Consider the following 299-nt stretch of genomic DNA (forward strand, 5'->3'; position numbering starts at 1 on the left):
AAATACCTGCGCATCCAATTCTACAGAGTTAACAAAGCTATCTAGTAAGTTTATTGATTCTATAGCAAATTGATAGTAATCACGATATTCTTTTTCAGCAGTTTCAATCATGTTGTGTTCGGTTTGTGATAATTCTACAAAGTCCATACTATCACCTATTTCTTTAAGGGATTTCTGATAACGTACTTGTATTCACGACGCGACCCAGCCTTAGATAGCTCCTATCTTAGGCTGGGTCGTGTGTTGTCTGCTATATCTACCATGATTATACATCTGACAACCAAGGGGCAAAAGCCCCG

It is taken from the genome of Cohnella terricola (genome assembly GCF_007786475.1).
Lineage (GTDB): Bacteria > Bacillota > Bacilli > Paenibacillales > Paenibacillaceae > Cohnella > Cohnella terricola.